The sequence below is a fragment of the Herbidospora galbida genome, assembly GCF_005233835.1.
Taxonomy (GTDB): Bacteria; Actinomycetota; Actinomycetes; order Streptosporangiales; family Streptosporangiaceae; genus Herbidospora; species Herbidospora galbida.
In genome coordinates, this window is the sequence record NZ_SZQA01000018.1 from 117,910 (window position 1) to 140,369 (window position 22,460).

A 22,460-nucleotide genomic window follows, 5' to 3' on the forward strand; every position below is an offset into this window, starting at 1 on the left:
GTCAGGCTCGCCTAACCTTGGGCGAATATCTCTTGATGTCAAGATATCGCATTCTCGCGGGGGATCTCACATCGGCATGAGGCGCAGGAAGAGCAGCGCGAACACGGCGACCGACAGCGTCGGCGCGAGGATCTTGGTCTCGAACTTCCGGCCGGTCTTCAGCCCCCAGTCCCACGGCAGCAGCCACTTGTGCTTGAGCGGCCACAGCACCGGGCACCCCCGCTCGGTCAGGCAGTCGCCCAGGACGTGGACGAAACACCCGATCCCGATCGCGAACCCCAGCCAGGCATAGGTCACCCCCAGCCCCCAGAAGGCGGCGAATATCCCCCCGGTCAGCACGATATTGACCACCGCCGAAGCGATCTTGTTCCCCGGTACGCCGATGCCCACCGCGCGTAACGCGAGCCCGATCGACAGCACGACGAGGATGTCCTGCCCCACGGTGAAGCGCTCGGCCAGCAGGTGGGCCCCCACCCCCATGAGGATCGCGAACAGCAGCGAGTGGGTCGCCTTGCGATGCCCCCCGCTGACGAAGTTCACGCCCTTACTGAGCAGCCACGTGACCGGACCGAACGTCTGCGCGATCGTGGCGCTGGGGTGATCGAGGTCGGGCAGCATGGCCGCCCCAGCGCAGATGATCGCCCCCGCGATCAACTCGGCCGGGGACATCGCGGTGGCGAACGCCAGCGACGGCTGAAAGTCGAACACCGAGGGCAGCGCCTGTAACCCGGGCGCGATGCCCAGCCAGACGATCGCCCCGGTCAGCGCGTGGGAATGGCCCATCATGTCGTGATCACGACACGGCAGCGTACGGCAAAGGTATGACAAAACCCGCGAGCCACACCCACTCGGTCAAGCTCGGGATTTCGATCTTGCGCCTTGAATCTGCCCAAATAAACAAGACGGGATCGCTCCGCTCCAAGAGCACCCCCCAGCCCTCTCAGCGCGGAACAATCCCGTCTCTGCCCAATGTAACGGAGCGGTCTCGGTACCTGTTCCCTGAGATCCCATCTTTTTTCGTGACTTGAGTCACTTGTGGCTTTAGCTTGTCGACGACATGTTCTCGATATATCTTTGAGGCATCGCGTAACACTCTGGAGGAAACATGACCAACGCACACGCAGCGGGCGGCCCCTGGGCCCACCCCCACGAGTTCCACCGGGAGCTCCGCAACCTCAAGGCCGCGCTCAAAGACAACCTGCGCGGCCTCGCCGCCACCTGGGAGACCTCCGGCGGCGGCCCGCACGACCATCGCCATCGAGGTCACCGCGGCGGCCGGGGCGGCCCCTGGGGCGGCGGTCCGGGGTTCGGCCCCGGCGGGCCCTTCGGTCCGGGCTTCCCGTTCGGGCCGCGCGGCTTCGGCCGGGGGCGCAAGGCCAAGCGGGGCGACGTCCGCGCCGCGATCCTGGCCCTGCTGTCGGAGGAGCCGCGCAACGGCTACCAGATCATCCAGGAGATCGCCGAGCGGTCGCAGGGCGGCTGGAAGCCCAGCCCCGGCGCGGTCTACCCGGCGCTCCAGCAGCTCACCGACGAGGGGCTGGTGCGCTCGGAGGAGGCCGACGGCCGCAAGACCTTCACGCTCACCGACGCCGGCCGCGCCTACGTCGCCGAGCACCAGGACGAGGTCCGCGCTCCGTGGGAGGAGATGACTCCCGACATCGGAGACAACGTCCACGAATTGTTTGATTTGTCGCGTCAGGCCGCGTCCGCTTTGTTCCAAATCGCGCAGACTGGAAGTGAGAGCCAGGTGCGTCAGGCCAAGAAGATCCTGGCCGAGACCCGGCGCAAGCTCTACCAGGTCCTGGCCGACGGCGACACCGACGAGGAGTAGTGACCCGTCATGACCGCTGACCGTGTTCCGCCCGCCGCGATGCGCATCGGCGACAAGGAGCGCGACGAGGTGACCGTCTTCCTGCACGACGCGTTCGCGCAGGGGCGGCTCAGCCGCGAGGAGCTCGACGAGCGCCTCGACGTCACGCTCGCCGCCAAGACCGCCGGTGACCTGGGCGTCGTCCTGGCCGACCTGCCCGGCGGGCAGGGGGTCGGCGCGCCTCCGGTCCCGAAGGTCCAGTCGCCTCCGGGGATCGACATGGGCAATTGGGGATACCACCTGGCCCGTCCGCCGCACGCCCGCGTCCGGCGCGGACCGGGGATCGGGCCGTTCGTGCCCTTGATCGTCGTCGCGATGATCGCGATGATCCTTACGGGTGCGGTGTTCACGGTGTTCAAGATCCTGTTCCTCCTGTGGATCATCTCGCTGGTCGTGGGGGCGGCCACGCGGCACGGACGCCGTACACCCACGCGCCACAGGTAGGCCGTCGCACGGGGGAGTTCGAGATTGCGGTTCCCGCGGGTCAAAGCGGAGCACCGCCCGTTCCGCACCACGGAGGGAACCGTCCGGATCGGCGGCGAGATCTACGGACTCGCCGCCGAGATCGACGACCCCGGGGGCTGGGTCTGGGCGGCCCTGTCGCTGCTCGACGGGCGGCGCGGGCCCGAGGCGGTGGCCGCGCGGCTGATCGTGATGTTCCCCGAGCTCAGTCCCGACGAGGCGCGCGGCGTCGTCGACGACCTGGTCGGCTCCGGCTACCTGGAGGAGGCCACCGCTCCCCCGCCGCGCGGGCTCACCCCGCGTGAGGTCGACCGCTACAGCCGCAACCAGGCCTTCTTCCGGGGCGTGGACCTGGTGCCCGGCCACAGCGCCTGGGAGACCCAGCTCGCCCTGAAGCGGGCGCGCGTGGTCGTGGTGGGGCTCGGCGGCACCGGCACGCACGCCTCCTGGGCGCTGGCCGCGATCGGCGTGGGGCGGCTCCACTGCGTCGACCCCGACCTGGTCGAGCTGTCGAACCTCAACCGGCAGCTGCTCTACACCGAGGCCGACGTCGGCCGCCCCAAGGCCGACCTGGCGCGCGAGCGGCTGGGCGAGGCCAACAGCGACATCGTGGTCACCGCGGCCCGCCATCGCGTCACCGGCGAGGCCGACCTGCGATCACTGGTCGACGGCTACGACGCCCTCGCCCTCTGCGCCGACGAGCCCAGGGGCGAGGGCATCCGCGTCTGGGCCAGCCGGGCCTGCGCGGCGGCCCGGGTGCCGTGGGCGGGCGGCGGCTACAACGGGCCGCTCGTCACCGTCGGCGTCTTCGACCCGCCCCACGGCGCCTGCTACGAGTGCGTCGCGGCGGCCGAGCACGCCCACCGGCCCGAGGGCGGGATCCCCGATCTCGGCGGCCCCGGCGTGACCGGCACGTCGGCCGGGATCTCCGGCCATCTCGTCGCGCAGGCGATCGTCTCCCTGGTCACGGGGGTGCCCGAAGTGGCGCCGGGCTACGTCCACGGCATCAATCTGCTCTCGCCCGACCACCACGTCTACGCCCGCCATCCCGCCCGCGCGGGATGCCCGACGTGCTTTGGGTCTTGACGGCTCCGAGGGCCGCTTTACGATCACCTCGTGTCGGGGAACCGGGACGGAAGGTAACGGGATGAAACAGTCGCAAAACGACGCCACGCCCAGTACGCCCGTCAGACGGCAGATCACCATTCGCCGCCTGGAGCGTAACGAGACAGCCATCTGCAGCAACTCGTACGGCAACTGACCACCACTTCGGGCCGGCGAGCGGCGCGGGTCGCCGGACCGCCAGGAGGATGTGTGCGGGAGATCGTGCAAGGCGCCCCCGGGGTCATGCTCGACCGGAAGGCGTACACGACCGAGTTCTACGGCCTCTACCGGGAGATGGAGGGGGTGCTCTGGAAGCTCGAACGAGCCCAGCACTTTCACGAGCCCTACAGTCCGAGCTGGGTCGCCTGGTCCGAGGGCGACTGGGACCGGTCGATGGAGCTCATCGAGGAGTCGGCCGGGGAGTTCGCCGCCGACGTGCCCGATTCGGTGGAGCTGCGGCGGCTGCGGATCGCCGAACGGCCGCTGACGGCGTACCTGCGATGGGAACTTCAGGTGCTGAAGGCGCGGGCCAGAGCGGGTGAACGCACCCGCGTGCTCGACGCCGAGGCGGTGCGGCACCTGGAGCGGGCGGGGCCGCTCCCGGAGATCCTGATCCTGTCCCGCGAGCTCATGTACGAGGTCCGCTACGACGACGTCGGCGCCCACGTCGGCGGGCGGCGGATCGTCGAGAAAGACGTGATCGCGGCCTGCCTGGCGGGGCTGGAGACCCTCTACGGCCAGGCCGGCGCCCTCGACCCGTGGCTGACGGAAGCTACCCCATCTCCTCCAGTTTTCGACCCTTCGTCTCCTTCACGATGAAGACCACGAACAGGTACGACAGCGCGGCGAACACGGCGTAGAACAGGTAGGTCAGCGCCAGGTTCCAGTTCGACAGCGACGGGAACGTCACGGTGACCGCCCAGTTGGCCAGCCACTGCGCCGCCGCCGCGACCGACAGCGCCGCCGCCCTGATCCGGCCGGGGAACATCTCGCCCAGCAGCACCCACACGATGACTCCCCACGACAACGCGAAGAACAGCACGAACGCGTTGGCCGCGATCAGGGCGGCGGCGCCCTGCGTGGCGGGCAGCTGCACGATCCCGTCGATGCTGCGGCTGTAGCTGAACGACCACGACGCCACGGCCAGCGCGATCGCCATGCCGGCCGAGCCGACCAGCAGCAGCGGGCGGCGGCCGACCGTGTCGACCAGGGCCATGGCGATGAACGTGCCGACGATGTTGATGATCGAGCTGGAGAAGCTGATCAGCAGCGAGTCCGACTGGGTGATGCCGACCGACTGCCAGAGCACCGACGAGTAGTAGAAGATCACGTTGATGCCGACGAACTGCTGGAAGACCGACAGGATGATGCCGACCCAGACGATCGGCAGCAGCCCGAAGCGGGGTCCCCTCAGGTCGCCGAGCCGGGGACGCCGCCGGGTGAGCAGCACGCTCCTGATCTCGGCCACCCGTTCGTCGAGGTCGACGTGGTCGCCCTCGATGTCGCGCAGCACCTCACGGGCCTGCCGCTCGCGCCCGGCCGAGACCAGGTAGCGGGGCGATTCGGGGATGACGCTGGCGAACACGAGGAAGATCAGGGCGGGCACCAGGCAGGCGCCGAGCATCCACTGCCAGGCCTGCAGGCCGCCCAGGTCGTTGTTGACCTCTCCCCCGGCCCACAGGTTGATGGCCAGGTTCACCAGCTGCGAGACGGCGATGCCGAGCACGATGGCGAGCTGCTGGAACGACCCGAGCCGCCCCCGGTAGGCGGGCGGCGCGACCTCGGCGATGTAGGCGGGCCCGAGGACCGAGGCCATGCCGATCGCGGCGCCGGCGAGGACCCGCCAGAAGGCCAGGTCCCAGATCGCGAAGGGCAGCGCCTGCCCGACGGAGCTGACGGCGAAGATACCGGCGGCCAGCCGCATGGTCTTGGTGCGTCCCCACCGGTCGGCGAGGCTGCCGGCGAACCAGGCCCCCACGGCCGAGCCGAGCAGCGCGATGGCCACCACCAGGCCGATGGTGAACGGGCCCACGTTGAAATAGCGCTGGATGCCCACGACGGCGCCGTTGATCACCGCGCTGTCGTAGCCGAACAGGAATCCGCCTATGGCACCGGCCGCCGCGATGAACGTGACGTAGCCGAGACGCTCCTGACGTTGCGCGGCTACCGGTGGACCCCCCATGCAGCCTACTTGCCCCACAATTACGGCAAGTAGCGCAATGGCTACACTAAGGGGCCATTACCGGATACGTACTCTGCTTTTCAGGCACACAGTGCAGTGCTGCACCACGACGTTCCCGATGCGCTCGGTGTCCTGCCAGTCATGACGCAGGTGAAACCATGGCCTTCTCGGTTCACGTTCATTCATGAGTGATCGCAAGTTCACGCTCTGTCGTCTGCCCCGATGTTAGGCCCTCCTAGAGGACCCTGGGGGTGACGAACGTGTCGCTCCCGTGAAACCCCGCTCACAACCGGGGGTCGACGGGCTCACACTCCAGGGCGAGCACCGAGAAGACCGCCTCGTGGACGCGGTGGAGCGGCTCACCGGCCGCCAGTCGCGAGAGCGCCTCGACTCCCAGGCTATGCTCGCGCAGCGCCAGCGACCGCTTCCGGCCGAGAAAACGTCTGCGCAGCTCGTCGAGCGACTCCAGGTAGTCGGGGCCGTAGATGATGCGCAGATATTCGGGCCCGCGCACCTTGATCCCCGGCTGCACCCGCCCGCCGGGGTGGTCGACCGGCTTGACCACCATGCCCTCGCCGCCGGCGCCGGTGAGCGCCGTCCACCAGTCGGCCGCCGCCCGGCGCTGGTCTTCCCGCTCCAGGTCCACGTACGTGTGCCGCGTGGCGGCCACCAGCGGATGGACGACGCCGGCCAGCCGGTCGAGGTGCCAGTCGTGCGGCCGGGTCACGGCGGTGGCGCCCTCGGCGCAGGCGAGGATCTGGAAGGGCGCGAAGCGCAGACCGGAAAGGCCGGAAACGGGCTCGCAGTAACGGGCATAGGCCTCGCGGAACCGGGCAGCGTTGATCTCGCGGCGCCGGGCGCGGTCCAGTATCGATCCCACATCCAGACCTCGCCCGGCCGCCGCCTCGAGCGCCGTCACCGCGACGGGCAGCGCGGCCCCGGCGGCGGCGCCGACCGAGGCGTACTGGCTGCGGATCAGCTCACCGGCCTTGGCCGACCAGGGCAGCAGCTCGCCGTCGAGCACCAGCCACGGGGAGTCCTCCAGCAGCGGGGCGAAGGCCTCGCGGAGCCCGGCCGTGAACCGTTCCTGGAGGTCGCCGCCGAAGAAGGGGCGGCCGGTCCTGGTGAAGACCGTGCCGATGCCCTCGATGCCGAATTTCGCCTGGGCGTCCTCCGGGGTGCGGGCCAGCACGACGATCGCGCGGGAGCCCATGTGCTTCTCCTCGCACACCACCCGGGCCACCCCGGCGGCGGCGAACTCGGCGAAGGCCTCGTCGGGGTGTTCGAGGTAGCCGTCCTTCTTCGAGGTCTCCGGCGGGGCCATCGTCGGCGGCAGGTAGACCAGCCAGCGCGGGTCGACCGCGAACCGGCTCATGATCTCCAGGGCGGCGGTGGCGTTCTCCTCGCGGATCTTGATCGTGCCGGTCGAGGTCTCGACGTAGCGGTCGCCGGTGACGTCGCGGATGTCCAGGACGTCGGGCTCACGGCCCCGCGAGGTGAGCGGGCGGGCGGGTTCGTACCAGACCCGCTCGGCCGGGACCGAGACGAGCTCCTTCTCCGGGTAGCGCAGCGCGGTGAGCCGGCCGCCGAAGACGGCACCGGTGTCGAGGCAGATGGTGTTGTTGACCCACTCGGCGTGAGTGGTCGGGGTGTGGCCGTAGACGACCATGGCCCGGCCCCGGTACTGCTCGGCCCACGGGTAGCGGACCGGCAGGCCGTACTCGTCGGTCTCGCCGGTGGTGTCGCCGTAGAGGGCGAACGACCGCACCCGGCCCGAGGCGCGGCCGTGGTAGGCCTCCTTCAGACCGGCGTGCGCGACCACGAGCCGGCCGCCGTCGAGGACGTAGTGGCTGATGAGGCCGTCCATGAACGCCCTGGCCCGGTCGGTGAACTCGGCGTCCTCGCGGGCGAACTGCTCCAGCGACGTCTCCAGGCCGTGGGCGACCCGCACCTTGCGGCCGTTGAGGGCGCGTACCAGCTTCTGCTCGTGGTTGCCCGAGACGCACAGCGCGGTGCCGCGCTCGACCATGCCCATGACCCGGCGCAGCACCCCCGGGCTGTCGGGCCCCCGGTCGACGAGGTCGCCGACGAACACGGCCGTGCGGCCGTCGGGGTGGACGCCGTCGACGTAGCCGAGGGCGGACAGCAGGGTCTCCAGCTCCGAGGCGCAGCCGTGCACGTCGCCGACGATGTCGAACGGCCCGGTCAGCTCGGTCTTGTCGGTCCACGCCTTCTCGTAGGAGATCACGGCGTCGTCGATCTCGTCGCCGCGCAGCACGTGGACGCGGCGGAACCCGTCGCGGGAGATCTTCGACAGCGACTTGCGCAGGTCGCCCCGCTGCCTGCGGATCACGTGGGAGCCGAAGTCGCGGTCGGGCCGGAAGGCGTTGCGGGCGACCGCGACCTCCTCGGGCACGTCGAGCACGATGGCGTCGCACAGCACGTCGTGGCTCTTGGCCAGGGCGACCAGCGCCTCCCGGGCCTTCCACTGGACGTTGGTCGCGTCGACCACGGTCAGCAGGCCGCGCCGCAGCCGCACGCCCACGATGTGGTGCAGCAGGTCGAACGCCTCCGGCGTGGCGGCCTGGTCGTTCTCGTCGTCGGCGACCAGCCCCCGGCAGTAGTCGGAGGAGATGACCTGGGTGGGCGCGAAGTGCTTGCGCGCGAACGTGGACTTGCCGCTGCCGGACACCCCGACCAGCACGACCAGCGACATCGCCGGGACACGGATCTCGGTCATACCGATGCCTCCTTGGCGAACACGGCCATCTGAGTGGGCGAGCCGACCTCGGGGTCGTCGTCGCCGACGGGGCGGAACTCCACCTGGTAGCCGTACCGTCCGGCGACGGCGTTCGCCCAGTCGCGGAACTCGGCGCGGGTCCACTCGAAGCGGTGGTCGGGGTGGCGCAGGCCGGTCAGGTTCTCGTAGCGCGGGTTGTATTCGGCGTTGGGCGTGGTGACCAGGACGTACGTGGGCTTGGCGGTGCCGAAGACGACCCGCTCCATGGCCGGGAGCCGGGGCGGGTCGAGATGCTCGACCACCTCCATCAGGACGGCGGCGTCGTATCCGGCGAACCGGGCGTCGGTGTAGGTGACCGACCCCTGGAAGAGGTCCACCCGCTCGCGGGTCCGGCTGCCCATGCGGTCGAGCTTGAGCTTCCGGGCCGCGACCATGAGCGTGTGGGCGGAGACGTCCACCCCCGTGATCTTCGGTACGCCTCGGTCGAGCAGGGCCGTGATGAGCTGCCCCGACCCGCAGCCGAGATCGATGACGGTCCGCGCCTGGAGTTCGGCGAGGGCGGCCACGACGGCGTCCCGGCGGAGGGTGTTGAGGGGGATGCGCACCTCCTCCTCGGCCGGCGGCTCCAGCGTCTCCTCCTCGTCGTCGCCCACCTCGGCGAGCCGGGCGAAGGCGGCCCTGGTCAGGGCGGTCCGGCGGTTGAGGAACCGCCGGGTGATGAGGGTGAGGTCGGGATGGGCGGCCAGCCAGCCCTCGCCCGCGCGGATCAGCTTGTCGACCTCGTCCTCGGCGATCCAGTAGTGCTTGGCGTCGTCGAGGACCGGCAGCAGGACGTAGAGGTGGTTGAGGGCGTCCGCGAGCCGCAGCTCCCCCTTGAGCGTGAGGGTGACGTAGCGGGAGTCGCCCCATTCGGGGAAGGCCGGGTCGAGCGGGATCGGGTCGGCGGCGACGTCCCAGCCCATCGGCTCGAACAGCCGCCGGGCCAGCGTGGGCCCGCCCCGGCACGGCAGCGCCGGCAGGACGATCTCCAGCGGGATGGCGGTCTCGGCCAGCTCCGGCCGGGCGGCGCACCGCCCCGACCTGGCGGTCCGGAACACCTCGGCCATGGCGGTCGACAGCAGCGAGGACGCGGCGTAGGGGCGGTCGTTGACGTACTGGCCGAGGCTGAAGTCGGGGGTCGTCTTGCCTCGGGTGCGCGCGAGGCGTACCGGATCGACGTCGAGCAGCAGCGCGGCCGTGCACCTCTGGTCGGTGGCCTCGGGATAGAAGACGTGCGCGACCCCGAACGCCCGCGGGAACTCCTGCACTCGATCGGGATGCTTGTGCAGCAGATAGCCGAGATCGGTCGCCGGTTCACGGGTGGTCGAGATAGTCAGCAGCACAGGGAGAAGTGTGCCCTGACGAAATGCCGGGAGCGACCGGGTTTCCCCGGCCGCTTCCGGTTCAGACGCGGGGCATGACCTCGCGGGCGATCAGGTCGAGGTGGTCGAGGTCGGACAGGTCCATGACCTGGAGGTACACGCGCTCGGCGCCCAGCTCGCCGAAGCGGCCGATCTTGTCGACGACCTCCTCGGGCGTGCCGGCGATCCCGCCCGACCGCAGCTCCTCCGGAGACTGCCCGATGGCGGCCGCACGGCGCGCCACCTCGGCCTCGTCGGCGCCGACGCAGACGGTCTGGGCCACGGAGTAGACCAGCGACCGGCCGGTCTCGGCGCTGGCGGCGCGCACCCGGGCGAAGCCGGTGGCGACGTCGTCGAGGGAGCGGAAGGGGATGTTGTACTCGGCCGCGTAGGTGGCCGCCAGCCTCGGGGTGCGGGTGGCGCCGAAGCCGCCGATGATGATCGGCGGCGGGCTCTGCACCGGCTTCGGCAGCGCCGGGGAGTCGGTGAGCTGGTAGTGCGTCCCGGAGTAGGAGAACGTCTTCTCGGCCGCCCACAGGCCGGTGATGATCGCGAGCTGCTCCTCGAAGCGGTCGAAGCGCTCCTTCACCGGCGGGAAGGGGATGCCGTAGGAGTGGTGCTCCGCGTCGTACCAGCCGGTGCCCAGGCCGAGCTCGATCCGGCCGCCGCTCATCTGGTCGGCCTGGGCGACGCTGATGGCCAGCGGCCCGGGGAGGCGGAAGGTCGCGGGGGTGACAAGGGTGCCGAGCCGGATCGTCGCGGTCTCGCGGGCCAGCCCGGCGAGGGTGAGCCAGGCGTCGGTGGATCCCGGCCCGGGGTCGCCGGCGCCGATGGCCTGATAGTGGTCGGATCGGAAGAACGCGTCGAACCCCAGCCGCTCGGTCGCCTGCGCGACCGCGAGCAGATCGTCGTAGGTCGCGCCCTCCTGGGGCTCCGTGAAGATCCTCAACTTCATTCGGCCATTATCGCCGTCCCGCCCTTGCTAGGGTCCCTTGCGGATAGTAGTCGTCGCGCGACGCTCGGTGGTGAATCAGATGGATTCCGCTCCTCGGCCCCGCCCCGTGGGCACCCCTCCGCGCGCCCTCGTCATGGCCGCCGCGACCGCCCTCGTCGGCGCCACGGCCGCCGCTCTGGTGCTGCTCCCCGCCGAGCCGCTGCCCGAATGGGCCGCGCCGGTCACCCCGCCCGTGGCCGCCGCCCCCGCCGTCGCGGTGGCCCCCAAGCCCGAACAGACCGTCCCCTATGTGACGTTCGTCGACGCGATCCGCGCCGAGGGCGGGGTCTCCCGGGCGCCGGCCTACCTGGTCGGCCACGTCAACGCCACCGGCTGCCTCCCGACGTGGAGCGGCCTGCCGGCCTCGGCGAAGCGGCCGCTGGTGTCGACCCTCCACAAGACCGGCCGCCCCGTGGGCCTGTCGTTCGGCGGCCCCCGGGGCGCCGAACTCGCCGCGACCTGCGCGGGCCCGGCCCGGCTGCTGCGCGCCTACCGGTCGGTCATGAAGGCCTACCGCCCCGGGCTGATCGACTTCGAGGTGACCGACTCGGCCGACCCCGCCACGACCGGCCGCCGCGCGGCCGCGATCCAGCGTCTCCAGGAGGAGGCCCGCCGCGTCGGCTCCGAACTGATGGTGACGATGACCCTGCCCGCGACCAGGGCGGGCCTGTCACTGGCCGACCGTGCGATGCTCAAGGCGACCCGCGCGGCGGGCGCCGAGATCGGCCGGGTCAACGTGCTGGTGCCCTTCAGCCCCGGCGCCCGCGACAACCTCCGTGCCCTCGCCGACGCCGCCCACGCCGCCAACCGCCAGCTGACCCGCCTGCTGGACCGCCCGGCCTGGCCCCACCTGGGCCTGACCCCGATCCTGGCCAGCCCCGACGACCTGACGGTCGCCGACGCGAAGACCCTGGTGGCCTTCCAGACCAAGAACAGCCTGGGCGAACTGTCGGTCAGGGGCGCGCCCCCGGCCGAGGCGGTCGCCCAGATCCTGACGGCCCCGCGTCAGTAGCCGAAGGGCACCTCGATCGGGGTGCCCACTCTGCGGCACACCCCCTCGACCGCCGCCAGCGCCGTCGCGAGGGCCGTAGGGTCGGCCGCTTCGGCGGCCAGCACGGCGTCGTCCATCAGCGGGGCCACGTCGCCGTTGGCCGCCTGGACGGCCCGGTCCATGTGGCGCAGCGCCGCACGGAGCTCGCCCTTCGTGACCCGGGCGGTCGCGCGGAGGTCGTCGGCGGCCAGGGCGAACTCCAGGCAGGCCGCCGCGTTGACGGGGTCGCCCGTTCGGGCGCCGGGGGCCTCCCCGGCGACGGTGCCGCAGGCGGCCAGGGCCAGGGCGAGGCCCAGCAAGGCGATGCTCCTCATGAGGCTCCTCTGGGTTTCCTCTCCCAGAGTTGCCCCAGGCGCCCGGCGAACCTCCGTTACCGACCGGATTGGTTGGCGCACCAGGCGCACACGCCGAACGGGCCAGTCCGGCTGCGCGGCCATCCACCCCTGAACGGCGATATAGAATAGGCGTTCGAGAGCCCGGCCGTAGGGGAAGACGCGCCGGGCTCTCTTCGTGCCCGGGTCAGGCCGGGGTCCAGGTGCCGCACCCCTGGCTCTTGAAGCCCTCTCCGGTCCGGACGGTCACCCGGACCTCCTTCGGGGCGTCTCTCACGAGGTCACTGTCGATGATGTCGCCGTTCTCCGTCGACCGCTCCCAGTGGCAGTCCCCGGCCCGGCCGCCCGTCGTCTGGTAGGTGCCGGCCATGATGTCCTCGCCGACCGTGTAGACGCCGTCGTCGAACCCGAGTTCCACCGAGGGCTGCGCCTCCCGTTCGACTCGCTCCTTCGACCGGGCTTCCCTTAGGCCGTCGAGGAACATCGGGCACAGATGCTCGATCGCGGCAGCGAGCCTCTCGTCGCCCGCCTTGCCGTTGTGGATGATCCAGTCGGCCGTCGGCGGCTTCCCGCAGAGCGCACGTCCCTCTTCGAGCACGGCCGCGCTGTATTCGGTGACGCCGTCGCGGTTCGTGACGCCGTACGCGGCCTCCAGGTATGCCCTCTCGCCGCCGGTCAACGTGGTCGGGTCCAGGGGGCCGACCGGGGCCGCGACCTCCGATCCGCCACAGCCGACGGCCAGGGCGAGGGCCAGCAGGGCGATGGCGTAGCGAATGTCAGTCTCCCCGTGTCGACACGATCCGACAGGCGCCGAGCGTCGTCCGCGCTCAGCGGCGACCTAGCTTCTGACCAGCAGCGCGGCTCACTCCTGATGCAGGTCGACCTACGGACTGCCCGTGCGCGCCATGTGCGCAAAAAGCCGAGACCATGCGCCTTCCACTGCAGTATGCGCCCCCCGGCACCAGGTGCGCGTAACGCTGAGTCGTCTGATACGAAGAGTGACCGAGCAGAGCCTGCATGTCGTACAGAGGGATGCCGCTCTGCGCCCGCCGGCTCGCCGCGGTGTGGCGGCAGTCGTGCGGAGAATAGTGCGGGACCGGCTCCTGCGGGCGATGCGGCGGCAGGTCCTTGTTCTCCGACTCGATCCGCGTATTCAGGCGCTTGATCGCCGCGTCCCACGTGTGCCACCAGTTCGACCCCGAAAGCGTCGGCGGCTCTGTCCCCTTCGGGGTCCCGCGTGAGAGTCGACTTCGAGGTCACCCGATGAGCAGCAACTCGCCGCGCGGCAGCCCATCCCGATCCGCGCCGTCATCGTGATCGCCCTGGTCGCCATCTTGCGGATCGGCGCCCTGCTCGGCTGGTTCCCCCCGGACTGGGTCCTCACCGAGGACGCCGTCCAAGACTGGATCGACCGCGCCCTGGCCGTCTTCGCCGCCTACTCGGCCTGGCGGGCCGTCACCCCGGTCGCAGCGCCCCGATACAACGCCGGCCGCGAGCTGGTGCCCGGGGACTACCAGCCGAAGTAGTCCGGCCGCGCCTGCACGCGGCGGTTGCCCTCTCCCCGTGGGCAAAGCGACCGCCCCACCTCTGGTCTCCGGACCGAGGTGGGGCGCTTCGTGCGTTGCGGTGGGAAGGTCGGGTCGGTTACTTCACGGTGCCGACGGGTCAGGCAGGTCCCCCGCCGGCTCCACCGAGGACACCCGCCAATCCCCCGAGAGTGTCGATGGACGGATCTCCGATCAGGCTGCTGATCGACGAATGTGTTCCCGCGCCGCCCAGAAGGCCACCGAGCAGGTCACTGACCGGATCCGGGCCACGCGATCCGCCCGAAGGACCCGAAGGCATGTGCCCAGACGCGGCCGAGACGGACCCGGCCAGGGCCATGGACAGGGCCATGGACAGGGCCAAGGTGGCCAGTGCGGTCGCGATGATGCGCATCGGAGATCCTCTCGTCAGGGAGTGCGATCGACAGAGTGGGGTGCCGCGCTGAGCACCGCCTGCGGACGCCCCGGTCCATCGCTGAATCTTCAGCGTTCCTTGGTGCGGTTCTCGTACTCGCGGCAGAGCCCTGCGTCGTGCCGGAATGGCGGGGAGGCCCGGAAACACTGACTACGTTAAGTTAAGAGTGGTTACTCTATGAATGGATGATTGGACATGATCAAAACCGCTCTCGCCACTGTCATCGTTGCTGCCGGACTGGGCCTGGCCGCACCGGCACCCGCCTCTGCCGCCCAAACGGACCACTGCTATCCCGGCTACATCTGTTTCTACCCCCAAGCCAACTTCCAGGGGGAGATGACCTCCCACTACAACCCCTGGTGGTTCGGCTGCGGGGACATCCCCGGCGGCGGCACCGCGCGGTCGGTCGTCAACAACGACGACCAGACCTGGACCCTGTACGCCGGATCCAGTGTCGGCCCCAGAATGTGCAACGGCCGCCAGGTCAAGATCGGGCCCGGAACCAGCAACGCTGACCTCGGATTCGACGCCATAGCCTGGAACTGACCGCGTGTCCGGCCCCGGGCCGTGACCGCTCGCGCGGGGACTCTCGGACAGCGGAACTCCTCTTCCGGACCGCCTCGCAGATCGGGCGACTGCGGAACCTGGAGCGCGCTCCGGCGTACGGTGAGGGTCTCGCCTGGAAGCGAAAGACGCCCGCCTCTCTCACGGGGGGCGGGCGTTTTCGCATGTTCGGCCTACCTTTTCAACTACTCCGCATCCGGGGGCTGGCGTCGGCGTCGCCTGACCTCGATACCCCACCGAGTCCGTAGTCTGTCGATCACAACCTCGTAACCGAGTGCGCCGACCACTACGAACGTGACTGCGACCGATAGTCCGGTGTCGACGGCAGTCTCAAGTCCGCCTGCCAGGAGCAGGATGAGCACGGGCGCCCAGGTGCGTACCTGGGAGGCCGGCATCCAGCAGGCACCCGCCACGTGAACACCCCGCCCGCCGGCGACTCCGGCGTCACCCCCTTGCGCCACGGCCGCACCAGCCGCCAGATGCTGCGCGGCTTGCAGACCAGCACCGGAAGGTCCGGCTGATCGTGTTCTTCGTCGTCCTGGCCGTCCTCGCGGTTGTCGTTCCGCCGGAGTGATCCTGGCTCCGCGGAAGGCCGGGTCGTAACGCAGGCGCGCCGAGGCACCTGGGTCGTCGACCACCGTGAGTGACCGACCCGGAGTCATGATCTTGGATTGATGCGGCGAGATCGTGCGCACTCCATGCGCAAAGATCTTGGCGGTTGATGGAGCGACCTGGAGTTTTGCGGAACAATCGCGAGTTGCAAAACCCCGGGTCAGCCGCGCGGCCTAGCTTCTGACCAGCAGCGCGACGCATTCGACGTGGTGCGTCATCGGATATTGGTCGAAAGCCCGGATGTCCGACAGTTCGTACCCGAGCTCCCCGAACCACTTCACGTCACGGGCCAGGGTCGCCGGGTCGCACGAGACGTACACGATCCGGGAGGCGCGCAGGCCCGCCACGCGGTCGACGACCTCGCGGCCGAGCCCCGCCCTCGGCGGGTCGGTCACGACCAGGTCGGCGCGTTCGATCTCCAGCCGGTCGAGGGCCTCCTCCACCCGTCCGCGTTCGAAGGAGACCTGGGCGACGCCGCGCAGGTTCCACCGGGCGTCCTGGACGGCCTGGGCCTCGCTCTCGATGCCCAGCACGGCGCCCGAGGGGCCGACCGCCTCGGCGAGGCCGGCGGCGAACAGGCCGGCGCCGCAGTAGAGGTCGAGGGCCCACTCCCCCGGCTTGGGCTGGGCGAAGTCGAGGACGGCGTCGAGCAGGGTCGCGGCGGCGCCGGGGTGGACCTGCCAGAAGCCGCTGGCCGAGACGCGGAAGTCGCGGTCGCCCACCCGTTCGGTCAGGGTTCCCTGGCCCTGCAGCACGCGGGTGCCGCGCCGGCCCTCGTCGAGCATCACGCTGGCCTCGATGTCGGGGATGCGCACGTCGCGGTGGGGCTTGGGGGTCACCACGACCGCGTGGTCTCCGCCGGTCGAGGCGATGAACTCGACCGAGGAGGCGCCGCGCCAGCCCTCGGTGGCGACGCGCAGTTCCTCGATCGCGGGGTCGGCGATCAGGCAGTCGGTCACCGGCTCCACGTCGTGGGAGCGGTGGCGGCGCAGGCCCAGCAGGCCGTCGCGGCCGGTCGCGTACTGGACGCGGGTGCGCCAGCCGAGGCCGTCGGGCGCGCCGGGCACCTCCTCGACCGTGATCTTGCGGTCGATGCCCGCGAGGCGGGACAGCTGTTCGGCCACCACGTCGGCCTTCAGGCGCCGCTGCGCCTCCAGGGAGGCGTGCTGCCAGTCGCAGCCGCCGCACTTGCCCGGCCCGCTGAAGGGGCAGGGCGGGGTCACCCGGTCGGGCGAGGCCTCCAGGATCTCCACCGCGTCGGCGCGCAGGAACCGGGCCGTCTCCTCGGTGATCCGGGCCCGGACGCGCTCTCCGGGAAGCGCGTGCCTGACGAACACCACCCGCCCGTCGTGCCGGGCGACGCACCATCCGCCATTGGCCACCTGGCCCACCGTCAGTTCAAGCATCCCCCCATCATGCCTTGGACTGGCCGTCGGACCGACCGGACGAAGATCCATAGGGCCGGCGCACGGACCCCGGGGCGGCCGGTTCGACCCGGCCGATGACCCGGTCGGCCGAGTGGAGCTGCCAGGGCACGCTGGTGACCATGACCCCGGGCTTGAACAGCAGCTTGGCCTTGAGCCGCAGCGCGCTCTGGTTGTGCAGCAGGTGCTCCCACCAGCGGCCGACGACGTATTCGGGGATGTAGACGGTCACCACGTCGCGCGGGGAGCGGCGGCGCAGCGACTTGACGTACTCGAGGATGGGCCGGGTGATCTCGCGGTAGGGCGAGTCGAGGATCTTCAGCGTCACCGGGATGCCGCGCCGGTCCCACTCCTCCTGGAGACGCTGCGACTCGGCCGGATCGACGCCGACCGAGACGGCCTCCAGCGTCGAGGGCCGGGTGGCGCGGGCGTACGCCAGCGCCCGCAGCGTCGGCTTGTGGATCTTGGAGACCAGCACGATCGCGTGGTTGCGGGCCGGGAGCATCGAGGCGTCGACGTCGTCCTCCGGCGCCGACAGCTCGGTCGCGACCGCGTCGTAGTGGTGCCGGATGCCCTTCATCATCAGGAACAGCACCGGCATGGCGATGCAGACGATGTAGGCGCCGTGGGTGAACTTCGTGATCAATACGACCACGAGCACGATCCCGGTCATCACGCCGCCGAACCCGTTGATCACCCGGGCCCGCATCATCTGGAACCGGACCTTGGCGTCGGTCTCGGTGCGCAGCATCCGGGTCCAGTGGCGGACCATGCCCGTCTGGCTGAGCGTGAACGACACGAACACGCCCACGATGTAGAGGTTCAGCAGCTTGCTGACGTCGGCGTCGAACGCCCAGATCAGCAGGCCCGCCCCGGCGGCCAGGATGATGATGCCGTTGCTGAAGGCCAGCCGGTCGCCCCGGGTGTGGAGCTGGCGGGGCAGGTAGCGGTCCTGCGCCAGGATCGAGCCCAGCACCGGGAAGCCGTTGAACGCCGTGTTGGCGGCCAGGAACAGGATCAGCGCCGTGACGGCCGAGACCAGGATGAACAGGATCGTTCCCGGCCCGAAGACGGCCGAGGCGACCTGCGAGATGATCGGCTCCTGGTAGTAGTTCGAGCCGACCGCCGTGCCGTCGGGCCGCAGCAGGCCCTCAGCGACGTGAGCCGGTTCGGCGACCGTGACGCCCGCCTTCAGGCCCAGGAAGATGATGCCGCTGAACATGCTGACGGCGACCGTGCCCATCAGCAGCAGCGTGGTCGCCGCGTTGCGGCTCTTGGGCTTGCGGAAGGCCGGCACGCCGTTGCTGATCGCCTCGACCCCGGTCAGCGCCGCGCAGCCCGACGCGAAGGCCCGCAGCACCAGGAACGCCAGGGCGAACCCGGCCAGGTCCATCTCCTCGGGCACCACGTCGAACCCGGCCGTCGGGGCGCGCAGCTGGTCGCCCAGGACGACCAGCCGGAACAGCCCCCACAGGATCATCCCGACCACGGAGGCCATGAAGAGATAGGTGGGGACCGCGAAGGCGATGCCCGACTCGCGGATGCCCCGCAGGTTCATCAGCGTCAGGACCACCACGATGACGATCGCCACGAGCGGCTTGTGGGTGGCCACGAACGGGATGGTGGCGCCGACGTAGTCGACGCCGTTGGCGACCGACACGGCCACCGTGAGCACGTAGTCGACCAGCAGCGCGCTGGCCACCGTGAGCCCGGCGTTGGGCCCGAGGTTGACCGTGGCCACCTCGTAGTCGCCGCCGCCCGACGGGTAGGCGTGCACGTTCTGCCGGTACGACGCCACCACCGTCAGCATGATCACGACGACGCCCACGGCGACCCACGGGCTGAAGTTGTAGGCGGCGACACCGGCGATCGACAGGATGACGAGGATCTCCTGCGGCGCGTAGGCCACGGAGGAGAGCGCGTCGCTGGCGAAGACCGGCAGGGCGACGCGCTTGGGCAGGAGCTGCCCGTGCAGCTCGGTGCTGCGCAAGGCGCGCCCGACGACGAGGCGCTTGACGAGATCCGTCACCTTTGGCACGACTGAGAAGCGTAGCCGCCCTGACCAGGGACACGGCACGCGGCGGTGCCCGTAGACGGGATACTGTCCCCATCGACGTCTCGACATCGGCGGGGAGCATGCACATCGTGATCATGGGGTGCGGGCGCGTGGGATCCACGCTCGCCCACATCCTGGAGGACAACGGCCATTCGGTCGCGATCATCGATCGTGATCCCCAGGCGTTCCGCCGCCTGCGCGCGGGGTTCCGGGGGCGCCGGGTCACCGGGATCGGCTTCGACCGAGACGTCCTGGAAGAGGCCGGAATCGAGTCGGCCCAGGCCTACGTGGCCGTGTCCAGCGGCGACAACTCGAACATCATCAGCGCCCGCGTGGCCCGCGAGACCTTCGGCGTCGACAACGTCGTGGCCCGCATCTACGACCCCCGCCGCGCCGAGGTCTACCAGCGGCTGGGCATCCCGACCGTGGCCACCGTGCGCTGGACGGCCGACCAGATCCTGCGCCGGGTGCTGCCCGAGGGCGCCGAGCCGCTGTGGCGCGACCCGACGGGCACGGTCGTGCTGGCCGAGGTCACCTACAACCCGGCCTGGATCGGCACCCGCGCCGCCGACCTCGAGAACGCCATGGGGGGCCGGGTCGCGTTCTTCAACCGCATGGGCGAGGCGGTCGTGCCGGCCGAAGACACCATGCTCCAGGAGGGCGACGTACTCCACGTCGTCGCCGTGGGCAACCACATGGACCACATCAACAAGGTGCTGTCCGGCACGCCGGCCGAGACCGAGGAGAACTGATGCGCGTCACGATCGCGGGGGCGGGCGCCGTCGGCCGTTCGATCGCGGCCGAGCTCCTGGAGAACGGCCACGAGGTGCTGCTGATCGACATCGACCCCAAGGCCATCAAGATCGACAGTGTGCCGAGGGCCGAGTGGCTGCTCGCCGACGCCTGTGAGATCTCCGCGCTCGACGAGGCCGGGCTGAACGCCTGCCACGTCGTGATCGCCGCCTCCGGCGACGACAAGGTCAACCTCGTCGTCTCGCTGCTGGCCAAGACCGAATACGGCGTGCCGCGCGTGGTCGCCCGCATCAACCACCCGAAGAACGAATGGCTGTTCAACGAGTCGTGGGGCGTCGACGTCGCGGTCTCCACGCCGCGCCTGATCAGCGCGCTCGTCGAAGAGGCGGTCAGCGTCGGCGACCTGGTGCGGCTGATGACGTTCCGCCAGGGGCAGGCCAACCTGGTCGAGCTGACCCTGCCGGAAGACGCGCCCGTGGTGGGCCAGCGGGCCGGTTCGGTGCCGTGGCCGACCGATTCGGCGCTGGTGGCGATCCTGCGCGAGGGCCGGGTGCTGGTGCCCTCGGCCGACGACCCGCTCGAGGCCGGCGACGAACTGCTGTTCGTGGCCAGCCAGGAGGTCGAGGAGGAGCTGAGTCAGCTCCTCGCTCCCCACTGAAAGGTCAGGTGGTGGGCTGGGCGGTCCGGCCGCGGGCCAGCATCCAGCCCACCGTGGCCAGCGCGGCCAGGTAGACCGGCCAGCCGAGGGCGACCTTGGCGATGCCGAGCCAGAAGACGTAGTCGCTGCCCGCCAGGTAGAGCGGGATCTGCACGCTCAGTTTGATCAGGCCGGGCAGGGCCATGATCCACGACAGCTTGACGCACAGGTCGACGATGCTCTTGTCGCGGTGCCAGGCGATCGGGTCGTCGGGGTTGGTGGCGCCCAGCAGGAAGCCCAGGAACGGCCAGCGCACCAGGATCGACAGGATCATCAGCGCCTCGACGACGGCGATCCAGAGCATGCCGGGCAGGAACGCGTCCTCCGCGTTGCCGCTGCGCAGCGCGAAGAACGCGCCGATGCCGATGCCGAAGAGGCTGTTGAGCACGAACTGCGGCGTCGACCGCTGCACGATGCGGGCCAGCAGGAGCACCACCGACAGGGCGACCGAGAGGATCACGGAGAACTTCAGGTCTTCGGTGAAGATCCAGGTCAGCGTGAAGGCGATCGTGGGCACGGCCGCCTCGACGGTGCCCCGCTTGCCGCCGAACGCCTTGGCGATCTGGGCCCGGACCACGGCCTCAACGGTCTCGTGGGCGCTCACCGGCGGTGGCGGTGCGGCCTCTTCGGCAGTGCTCACGTGTGGTTCACCGTTCCTCGTCACCCGGTTGGGCGAAGTTCGTACCGCGGGTTGAACATGACCTTGCGACCGTCTTGCAGGCTCACGAGGCCCTCGGCCCGGACCACCCGGCCCGGCTCGATGCCGACGATCTTGCGTCGGCCCAGCCAGACCAGGTCGATGACGTCGGAGCCGTCGTACAGCTCGGCTTCCAGGGCCGGGGCGCCGCCTCGGGGCCGGAGGGTCACCGTACGAAGGGTACCGGCCACGCAGAAACGCTGGCGCTCGCCACACGCCGCGATGGGAGTGGCCCCGTGGTTCTCGAGGTCTTCCCGAAGTTCAGCCGCCTCCAGCTCGGCCTGGCTGGTGGCCAGCCGGCGGAAGAAGCCGCGTAGTCCGCCCTTTTTGACGGGCTCCTGTGTGCTCATGATGCTTCAGCCTAGGCGATGGGCGTCCAGGTGCATAACGGTCCCATATCGACCGGGCAAAAGCGGGAATTCACCGGGTTTCGGTGATCTCCGGGCCCCGCTCGTAGGGGTCGTAGCCCTTGTCCTCCGACTGCTCCTCCAGGGCCTGCCGCGCCTCCGGCGGAAGCTGGAGCGGGATGCCCTCGCGGGGGGCCATCGGGTCGTCGCCCCGGACGACCACGACCTCGCGCACCACGCCCTCGAGGACGGCGGCGGCGTTGGGGTCGACGGCGGCCCGGCCGGTGATGACGGCCCGCAGGAACCAGCGCGGCCCGTCGACGCCGATGTAGCGGATGGGCGCGGAGGGGCCGTTCTGCTGCGGCACGACCGCGTGGAGCTCGGTGCCGAAGGGGCCCTCGGTCTCCTCGACGGTGCCCTTGGCCGACTCGACGTCGCGTGCGAGCTCGACCCGCAGGTCGTCCCACAGGCCCGACTTCTTGGGGGCGGCGAAGGCGTGCAGCTGCAGGGCGCTCTCGTGGGCCAGCACCAGCGCGCCGACGATCTGCTCGCCGGCCACCTGGAGCTGGACCTCGAAGTCGGGCCCGATGGGCAGGTGGAGCCCGCCCAGGTCGACCCTGTCGGCCTGCGGGTAGCTGTCGGCGGCGTCCCAGGGGCCGGACTCGCGGGCCGGGCCCTCGGGTGCGGGGGCCGGCTGCTGGCCGGGAGTGGGGTCGGACGGGGTCTCGGCCGCGCCACGTCGGCGTCGGAACACGATGGTCACCTTTCCTATCTGCCGGTGGAGCCGAAGCCGCCGGCGCCGCGCGCCGATCCGGGGAGCCGCTCCACCTCGTAGAACGCCGCCTTCTCGACCCGCTGGATGACCAGCTGGGCGACGCGGTCACCGCGCCGCAGCCGGACGGCCTCCTTGAGGTCGGTGTTGAGCAGCGTCACCTTGATCTCGCCTCGATATCCGGCATCGACCGTTCCAGGCGCGTTGACCAGCGTCACACCGTGCTTGGCGGCCAGCCCGGAACGCGGGTGGACGAACGCGGCGTAGCCGTCGGGCAGCGCGATCGCCACGCCCGTGCCGACCATGGCCCGCTCGCCCGGGAGCAGCTCGACGTCTTCCGCCGCGTAGAGATCGGCACCCGCGTCGCCCGGATGGGCGTACGCCGGTAGCGGCAGCTCAGGGTCGAGCCGGTGGATCAGCACCTCGACACTCATGGATCGCAAC

General features: G+C 70.5%; 23 protein-coding genes. 9 read left to right on the forward strand and 14 right to left on the reverse strand.

The genetic code is table 11. The features are described 5' to 3' along the window. Positions 1 to 66 precede the first annotated feature (66 nt). Positions 67 to 786: a metal-dependent hydrolase gene (locus tag FDA94_RS19655; protein WP_137248530.1), complete on the reverse strand. Its 720-nt coding sequence runs from the start codon at positions 784 to 786 to the stop codon at positions 67 to 69. Between the two features lie 319 nt (positions 787 to 1,105). On the opposite strand from FDA94_RS19655, the gene FDA94_RS19660 reads away from it, so the two are divergent. The 4 genes from FDA94_RS19660 to FDA94_RS19675 all read left to right on the forward strand — a co-directional run bounded on the left by FDA94_RS19660 (position 1,106) and on the right by FDA94_RS19675 (position 4,255). Then, a complete protein-coding gene (locus tag FDA94_RS19660; protein ID WP_137248531.1) occupies positions 1,106 to 1,831 on the forward strand; it encodes a PadR family transcriptional regulator in 726 nt (241 codons plus the stop codon). Between the two features lie 9 nt (positions 1,832 to 1,840). Then, positions 1,841 to 2,314 carry a DUF1707 SHOCT-like domain-containing protein gene (locus FDA94_RS19665; RefSeq protein WP_137248532.1) on the forward strand — a complete coding sequence of 158 codons (474 nt, stop codon included), beginning with the start codon at positions 1,841 to 1,843 and terminating at the stop codon, positions 2,312 to 2,314. 24 nt (positions 2,315 to 2,338) lie between these two features. Further along, a complete protein-coding gene (locus FDA94_RS19670) occupies positions 2,339 to 3,418 on the forward strand; it encodes a HesA/MoeB/ThiF family protein (protein WP_137248533.1) in 1,080 nt (359 codons plus the stop codon). A gap of 228 nt (positions 3,419 to 3,646) precedes the next feature. After that, the gene (locus FDA94_RS19675) at positions 3,647 to 4,255 is read left to right on the forward strand and encodes a DUF6879 family protein (protein ID WP_137248534.1); all 609 of its coding nucleotides are present in this window, start codon (positions 3,647 to 3,649) and stop codon (positions 4,253 to 4,255) included. Here FDA94_RS19675 and FDA94_RS19680 read toward each other — a convergent pair. From FDA94_RS19680 to FDA94_RS19695, 4 genes are all read right to left on the reverse strand, one after another. Further along, positions 4,209 to 5,618, reverse strand: a complete 1,410-nt coding sequence (locus tag FDA94_RS19680; RefSeq protein ID WP_137248535.1) for a sugar porter family MFS transporter — start codon at positions 5,616 to 5,618, stop codon at positions 4,209 to 4,211. The genes FDA94_RS19675 and FDA94_RS19680 overlap by 47 nt on opposite strands. 283 nt (positions 5,619 to 5,901) lie before the next feature. Continuing rightward, positions 5,902 to 8,358 (reverse strand): polynucleotide kinase-phosphatase, encoded by a 2,457-nt coding sequence (locus tag FDA94_RS19685; RefSeq protein ID WP_137248536.1) that lies wholly within the window; start codon positions 8,356 to 8,358, stop codon positions 5,902 to 5,904. Then, entirely contained in the window at positions 8,355 to 9,740 is a 1,386-nt protein-coding gene (locus tag FDA94_RS19690; RefSeq protein WP_137248537.1) for a 3' terminal RNA ribose 2'-O-methyltransferase Hen1, read from the reverse strand. The genes FDA94_RS19685 and FDA94_RS19690 overlap by 4 nt, the downstream gene beginning before the upstream one ends. 61 nt (positions 9,741 to 9,801) lie before the next feature. Continuing rightward, positions 9,802 to 10,713: an LLM class F420-dependent oxidoreductase gene (locus FDA94_RS19695; protein ID WP_137248538.1), complete on the reverse strand. Its 912-nt coding sequence runs from the start codon at positions 10,711 to 10,713 to the stop codon at positions 9,802 to 9,804. 79 nt (positions 10,714 to 10,792) lie between these two features. Here FDA94_RS19695 and FDA94_RS19700 point away from each other — a divergent pair, with 79 nt between their 5' ends. Further along, a complete protein-coding gene (locus FDA94_RS19700; protein ID WP_137248539.1) occupies positions 10,793 to 11,764 on the forward strand; it encodes a glycoside hydrolase family 18 protein in 972 nt (323 codons plus the stop codon). On the opposite strand, the gene FDA94_RS19705 is transcribed toward FDA94_RS19700, so the two are convergent. The 3 genes from FDA94_RS19705 to FDA94_RS41580 all read right to left on the reverse strand — a co-directional run bounded on the left by FDA94_RS19705 (position 11,758) and on the right by FDA94_RS41580 (position 13,301). Beyond that, positions 11,758 to 12,117: a hypothetical protein gene (locus tag FDA94_RS19705; RefSeq protein WP_137248540.1), complete on the reverse strand. Its 360-nt coding sequence runs from the start codon at positions 12,115 to 12,117 to the stop codon at positions 11,758 to 11,760. The two genes, FDA94_RS19700 and FDA94_RS19705, sit on opposite strands and share 7 nt — an antisense overlap. 205 nt (positions 12,118 to 12,322) lie before the next feature. After that, positions 12,323 to 12,814 carry an Rv1352/Rv1906c domain-containing protein gene (locus FDA94_RS19710; protein WP_137248541.1) on the reverse strand — a complete coding sequence of 164 codons (492 nt, stop codon included), beginning with the start codon at positions 12,812 to 12,814 and terminating at the stop codon, positions 12,323 to 12,325. Positions 12,815 to 12,962: 148 nt separating this feature from the next. Further along, a complete protein-coding gene (locus tag FDA94_RS41580; protein ID WP_212735402.1) occupies positions 12,963 to 13,301 on the reverse strand; it encodes a tyrosine-type recombinase/integrase in 339 nt (112 codons plus the stop codon). A 147-nt stretch (positions 13,302 to 13,448) separates the two neighbouring features. On the opposite strand from FDA94_RS41580, the gene FDA94_RS19720 reads away from it, so the two are divergent. Then, the gene (locus tag FDA94_RS19720; protein ID WP_137248542.1) at positions 13,449 to 13,661 is read left to right on the forward strand and encodes a hypothetical protein; all 213 of its coding nucleotides are present in this window, start codon (positions 13,449 to 13,451) and stop codon (positions 13,659 to 13,661) included. 628 nt (positions 13,662 to 14,289) lie between these two features. Continuing rightward, complete coding sequence (locus FDA94_RS19725) at positions 14,290 to 14,640, forward strand: peptidase inhibitor family I36 protein (protein ID WP_137248543.1); 351 nt, start codon at positions 14,290 to 14,292, stop codon at positions 14,638 to 14,640. Between the two features lie 803 nt (positions 14,641 to 15,443). On the opposite strand, the gene FDA94_RS19730 is transcribed toward FDA94_RS19725, so the two are convergent. Together FDA94_RS19730 and FDA94_RS19735 are read right to left on the reverse strand one after the other, a co-directional pair. Beyond that, entirely contained in the window at positions 15,444 to 16,676 is a 1,233-nt protein-coding gene (locus tag FDA94_RS19730) for a class I SAM-dependent RNA methyltransferase (RefSeq protein WP_137248544.1), read from the reverse strand. A gap of 7 nt (positions 16,677 to 16,683) precedes the next feature. Continuing rightward, positions 16,684 to 18,732 carry an APC family permease gene (locus tag FDA94_RS19735; RefSeq protein ID WP_137248545.1) on the reverse strand — a complete coding sequence of 683 codons (2,049 nt, stop codon included), beginning with the start codon at positions 18,730 to 18,732 and terminating at the stop codon, positions 16,684 to 16,686. Between the two features lie 98 nt (positions 18,733 to 18,830). Between FDA94_RS19735 and FDA94_RS19740 the strand changes: the two genes are divergently transcribed. Together FDA94_RS19740 and FDA94_RS19745 are read left to right on the forward strand one after the other, a co-directional pair. Continuing rightward, positions 18,831 to 19,502, forward strand: coding sequence for a potassium channel family protein (locus tag FDA94_RS19740; RefSeq protein ID WP_137248546.1), 672 nt, complete (start codon positions 18,831 to 18,833; stop codon positions 19,500 to 19,502). Then, positions 19,502 to 20,161: a potassium channel family protein gene (locus FDA94_RS19745; RefSeq protein WP_030454388.1), complete on the forward strand. Its 660-nt coding sequence runs from the start codon at positions 19,502 to 19,504 to the stop codon at positions 20,159 to 20,161. The genes FDA94_RS19740 and FDA94_RS19745 overlap by 1 nt, the downstream gene beginning before the upstream one ends. A 4-nt stretch (positions 20,162 to 20,165) precedes the next feature. Here FDA94_RS19745 and FDA94_RS19750 read toward each other — a convergent pair whose 3' ends face one another. The 4 genes from FDA94_RS19750 to dut all read right to left on the reverse strand — a co-directional run bounded on the left by FDA94_RS19750 (position 20,166) and on the right by dut (position 22,450). Beyond that, complete coding sequence (locus FDA94_RS19750) at positions 20,166 to 20,840, reverse strand: DUF3159 domain-containing protein (RefSeq protein WP_137248547.1); 675 nt, start codon at positions 20,838 to 20,840, stop codon at positions 20,166 to 20,168. A 20-nt stretch (positions 20,841 to 20,860) separates the two neighbouring features. Beyond that, entirely contained in the window at positions 20,861 to 21,247 is a 387-nt protein-coding gene (locus tag FDA94_RS19755) for an OB-fold nucleic acid binding domain-containing protein (protein ID WP_137248548.1), read from the reverse strand. A 70-nt stretch (positions 21,248 to 21,317) separates the two neighbouring features. After that, positions 21,318 to 21,998 carry a DUF3710 domain-containing protein gene (locus FDA94_RS19760; RefSeq protein WP_246060044.1) on the reverse strand — a complete coding sequence of 227 codons (681 nt, stop codon included), beginning with the start codon at positions 21,996 to 21,998 and terminating at the stop codon, positions 21,318 to 21,320. Positions 21,999 to 22,012: 14 nt separating this feature from the next. Continuing rightward, entirely contained in the window at positions 22,013 to 22,450 is a 438-nt protein-coding gene (gene dut / locus FDA94_RS19765; RefSeq protein ID WP_030454392.1) for a dUTP diphosphatase, read from the reverse strand. Positions 22,451 to 22,460 lie beyond the last annotated feature (10 nt).

Bases quoted from the DNA above. Each gene is read 5' to 3' on its own strand.
- FDA94_RS19745 (WP_030454388.1), top strand. From the start codon at position 19,502: ATGCGCGTCACGATCGCGGGGGCGGGCGCCGTCGGCCGTTCGATCGCG.
- FDA94_RS19740 (WP_137248546.1), top strand. From the start codon at position 18,831: ATGCACATCGTGATCATGGGGTGCGGGCGCGTGGGATCCACGCTCGCC.
- FDA94_RS19755 (WP_137248548.1), bottom strand. From the start codon at position 21,247: ATGAGCACACAGGAGCCCGTCAAAAAGGGCGGACTACGCGGCTTCTTC.
- FDA94_RS19730 (WP_137248544.1), bottom strand. From the start codon at position 16,676: ATGCTTGAACTGACGGTGGGCCAGGTGGCCAATGGCGGATGGTGCGTC.
- FDA94_RS19705 (WP_137248540.1), bottom strand. From the start codon at position 12,117: ATGAGGAGCATCGCCTTGCTGGGCCTCGCCCTGGCCCTGGCCGCCTGC.
- FDA94_RS19655 (WP_137248530.1), bottom strand. From the start codon at position 786: ATGATGGGCCATTCCCACGCGCTGACCGGGGCGATCGTCTGGCTGGGC.
- FDA94_RS19725 (WP_137248543.1), top strand. From the start codon at position 14,290: ATGATCAAAACCGCTCTCGCCACTGTCATCGTTGCTGCCGGACTGGGC.
- FDA94_RS19665 (WP_137248532.1), top strand. From the start codon at position 1,841: ATGACCGCTGACCGTGTTCCGCCCGCCGCGATGCGCATCGGCGACAAG.
- FDA94_RS19660 (WP_137248531.1), top strand. From the start codon at position 1,106: ATGACCAACGCACACGCAGCGGGCGGCCCCTGGGCCCACCCCCACGAG.
- FDA94_RS19680 (WP_137248535.1), bottom strand. From the start codon at position 5,618: ATGGGGGGTCCACCGGTAGCCGCGCAACGTCAGGAGCGTCTCGGCTAC.
- dut (WP_030454392.1), bottom strand. From the start codon at position 22,450: ATGAGTGTCGAGGTGCTGATCCACCGGCTCGACCCTGAGCTGCCGCTA.
- FDA94_RS19685 (WP_137248536.1), bottom strand. From the start codon at position 8,358: ATGACCGAGATCCGTGTCCCGGCGATGTCGCTGGTCGTGCTGGTCGGG.
- FDA94_RS19700 (WP_137248539.1), top strand. From the start codon at position 10,793: ATGGATTCCGCTCCTCGGCCCCGCCCCGTGGGCACCCCTCCGCGCGCC.
- FDA94_RS19695 (WP_137248538.1), bottom strand. From the start codon at position 10,713: ATGAAGTTGAGGATCTTCACGGAGCCCCAGGAGGGCGCGACCTACGAC.